This is a genomic window from Mesorhizobium sp. M7A.F.Ca.US.006.04.2.1 (assembly GCF_004022915.1).
In the GTDB taxonomy this organism is placed as follows: domain Bacteria; phylum Pseudomonadota; class Alphaproteobacteria; order Rhizobiales; family Rhizobiaceae; genus Mesorhizobium; species Mesorhizobium ciceri.
Genome location: NZ_RZQA01000656.1, coordinates 1 through 3,734, shown reverse-complemented (window position 1 = coordinate 3,734; position 3,734 = coordinate 1). Strand labels below are relative to the sequence as shown.

Below are 3,734 nucleotides of genomic sequence, written 5' to 3'. Positions count from 1 at the left end.
ATGCGGCGAGCGGCAAGACGCTTTACCAGGACGGAGTGTGCGACCAGCGGTTCAGCCCGGCCTCGACGTTCAAAGTGCCGCTGTCGCTGATCGGCTATGACAGCGGGATCCTGAGCGACGAGCATACGCCGGCGTGGGACTACAAGCCGGAGTTCAAGGCGGTGAAGCGGGACCAGAAGACCGTCGATCCGGTGATCTGGGAACGGGATTCGATCGTCTGGTTCTCCCGTGAAATCACCAGTCGGCTCGGGCCGGAAAAATTGGCGGGCTATGTCTCCAAATTCGGCTACGGCAATGCCGATGTTTCCGGCAATCCCGGCAAGAATGATGGTTTGACCCAATCCTGGATAAACTCCTCGCTCAAGATCACGCCGGTCGAGCAGGTCGATTTCCTGCGCAAGCTGCTGGCCCGCAAGCTGCCTGTCTCGGCCAGGGCCTACGACATGACATCAGCCATCATCCCGACCTTCCAGGCCGGAGGCTGGACGGTGCAGGGCAAGACCGGAAGCACTAGGCTGCGCAACGATGCCGACAAGGTTCAGGATAAGCGCTCGCTTGGGTGGTTCGTCGGCTGGGCGAACAAGGATGGCCGCCAGATCGTCTTTGCGCGCCTTGTCGTCGACACCGATCGGACCGATATGCCCAAAGGCCTCAAGACCCGAGCCGCGTTCCTGAAGGACCTGCCGCTGCTCATCAAATGAAGTCTGACATTTGAGCCGGGCTTTACGGCGGCGGAATCTGTCCATAAAAGACAGCCGCTGGCGGACGCATCCGGCCTACTCTTTGCATGTCGTAACCCCAAAACCGCCCACACATTTTTGGGCGACATGCATTTCAACCACCCGCGCTCGTTTGCGGGACTGGATAGGAGATATACATGCTGAATTCCGTTTCCCTGACATTTCCCGATGGCTCCGTCCGCGAATACGACGCGGCGATGACCGGTGCGGGCCTCGCCGAATCGATCTCGAAGTCGCTGGCCAAGAAGGCGGTCGCCTATGCGATCGACGGCACCGTCCGCGATCTCAGCGATCCGCTTGGCAAATCCGGCAAGGTCGAGATCGTCACCCGCGACGACCCGCGCGCACTCGAACTGATCCGTCACGACGCCGCACATGTGTTGGCGGAAGCCGTGCAGGAATTGTGGCCGGGAACGCAGGTGACCATCGGGCCGGTGATCGAGAACGGGTTTTACTACGACTTCGCCCGCAACGAGCCGTTCACGCCTGACGATTTTCCCGTGATCGAGAAGAAGATGCGCGAGATCATTTCGCGCAACAAGCCGTTCACCAAGGAAGTCTGGTCGCGCGACAAGGCGAAGAAAGTGTTTGCCGACAAGGGCGAACGCTACAAGCTGGAGCTGATCGACGCCATTCCCGAGGATCAGGATCTCAAGATCTACGCGCAGGGCGACTGGTTCGATCTTTGCCGTGGCCCGCACATGGCCTCGACGGGGCAGATCGGCAACGCCTTCAAACTGATGAAGGTGGCCGGCGCCTATTGGCGCGGCGATTCGAACAATCCGATGCTGACCCGCATCTACGGCACGGCCTGGGCTGATCAGGCGCAGCTCGAAGCCTATCAGACGATGCTGGAGGAGGCCGAGAAGCGCGACCACAGGAAGATCGGCCGCGAGATGGACCTGTTCCATTTCCAGGAAGAGGGGCCTGGCGTCGTCTTTTGGCACGCCAAGGGCTGGAAGATGTTCCAGAACCTGGTCAACTACATGCGCCGCCGCCTCGACGAGCAGGGCTATCAGGAGGTCAACGCGCCGCAGGTTCTCGACAAGAGCCTGTGGGAGACGTCAGGCCATTGGGGATGGTATCGCGACGCCATGTTCAAGGTGACGGTGGCCGGCGACGATACCGATGACGACCGGGTTTTCGCTCTGAAGCCGATGAACTGCCCGGGCCATGTGCAGATTTTCAAGCATGGGTTGAAGTCTTATCGCGATCTGCCTGTCAAACTTGCGGAATTCGGCAACGTCCACCGTTACGAACCATCCGGCGCGCTGCACGGGCTGATGCGCGTGCGCGGTTTTACGCAAGACGATGCGCACATTTTCTGCACCGAGGAGCAATTGGCGGCGGAATGCCTGCGCATCAACGATCTGATCCTGTCGACCTATGCTGATTTCGGTTTCGACGAAATCAGCGTCAAGCTCTCGACGCGGCCGGACAAACGCGTCGGTACCGACGAGGCGTGGGATCACGCCGAGGCGATCATGGGCGGCGTGCTGGAGACGATCAGGACACGGTCCGGCAATCGCATCAAGACCTCGATCAATCCGGGTGAGGGCGCCTTCTACGGGCCGAAATTCGAATATGTGCTGAAGGATGCCATCGGCCGCGAATGGCAGTGCGGCACGACGCAGGTCGATTTCAACCTGCCGGAGCGGTTTGGCGCCTTCTATATCGGCTCGGATTCCGAGAAGAAGCAGCCTGTCATGGTTCACCGCGCCATCTGCGGCTCGATGGAGCGCTTCCTCGGCATCCTGATCGAGAACTATTCCGGCCATTTCCCGCTGTGGTTCGCGCCGCTGCAGGTGGTGGTGGCGACGATCACGTCGGATGCCGACGACTATGCGACCGAGGTGGTGGCAAAGCTGAAGGCCGCTGGGCTGTTGGCGGAAGCGGATCTGCGCAACGAGAAGATCAACTACAAGGTCCGCGAGCACAGCCTGGCCAAGGTTCCGGTCATCCTCGTCTGCGGCAAGCGCGAAGCGGAAGAGCAGACGGTCAACATGCGCCGACTGGGCTCGCGCGACCAGGAATCGCTTGGCCTTGACCAGGCGATCGCGCAACTGACCGAGGAAGCCGTCACACCCGACCGCCGGCGCAAACGCGCGGCCTGATTGGCATAGTTTCGACCAAATGGCGGTGGAGCGATCCACCGCCATTTTCATATCCCTGTCACGCCGACCTTGTAACGAGCCCCTATGCTCAAGTTGAAATTGCGCGAACGACCCTTTCCCGAGCTTTCCTATGCCAATCCGCGCCAGCCGGCGCTGACGCGCTGGTTCATACATTCGGTCGAAGGCTTGTCGGGCCGCGACCGCTACACAGCCCTCTATGATTTCTGGCGCCGCCAGATCGTGCCGACCGGCGAACGCGTGTTCAGCCGCATGCTCGACCTGATCGACGTGCGGGTGCGGACCGCTGATCAGTGGCCGCCCGCGCAATTGCCGGACACGCCGCTGGTGATCGTCGCCAATCATCCGTTCGGCATCGGTGACGGTATCGCCGTGCTGTCGCTGGCCGAGCAGCTCGGCCGTCCGTTCCGGGTGATGATCCACAAGGATCTGCTCAGGATCCGCGAGATGGAGCCTTATTCGCTGCCGATCGACTTTTCGGAGACCAAGGATGCGCTGAAGAACAACATGGCCGTGCGCCATGAAGCGGTGCGACTGTTGAAAGAGGGCGTCACCATCGTGGTATTTCCGGCCGGCGGTGTCGCCACCGCGCCAAAGGGTTTTGGCCGGGCGCGCGATCTGCCGTGGAAGATGTTTCCGGCCCGCCTCGTCCAGGACGCCAGGGCGTCGGTCATCCCGATGCATTTTTCCGGGCAGAACGGCAGGCTGTTCCATCTTGTCAGCGGGCCGATGAACATGGCCGAGCGCGACGGCCGGGTGGCCAAGTTCGTCGGCAAGGCCTCGCTGACGCTGCGCACATCGCTGCTCATCCACGAATTCGCGCGGCTGTCGGGCAAGGCGATCGACGTGCGCGTCGGCGATG

3 protein-coding genes are annotated in these 3,734 nt (G+C 61.3%); all 3 read left to right on the top strand.

What is annotated here, in order from left to right:
- Positions 1-701: class D beta-lactamase (blaOXA, locus tag EN925_RS27435; protein WP_128337058.1), on the top strand; the 701-nt coding region annotated here is incomplete at its 5' end.
- Between the two features lie 176 nt (positions 702-877).
- Positions 878-2,854: a threonine--tRNA ligase gene (thrS, locus tag EN925_RS27430; protein WP_063172025.1), complete on the top strand. Its 1,977-nt coding sequence runs from the start codon at positions 878-880 to the stop codon at positions 2,852-2,854.
- 84 nt (positions 2,855-2,938) lie between these two features.
- The coding region (locus tag EN925_RS27425; RefSeq protein WP_128337057.1) for a GNAT family N-acetyltransferase at positions 2,939-3,734 on the top strand (796 nt) is incomplete at its 3' end.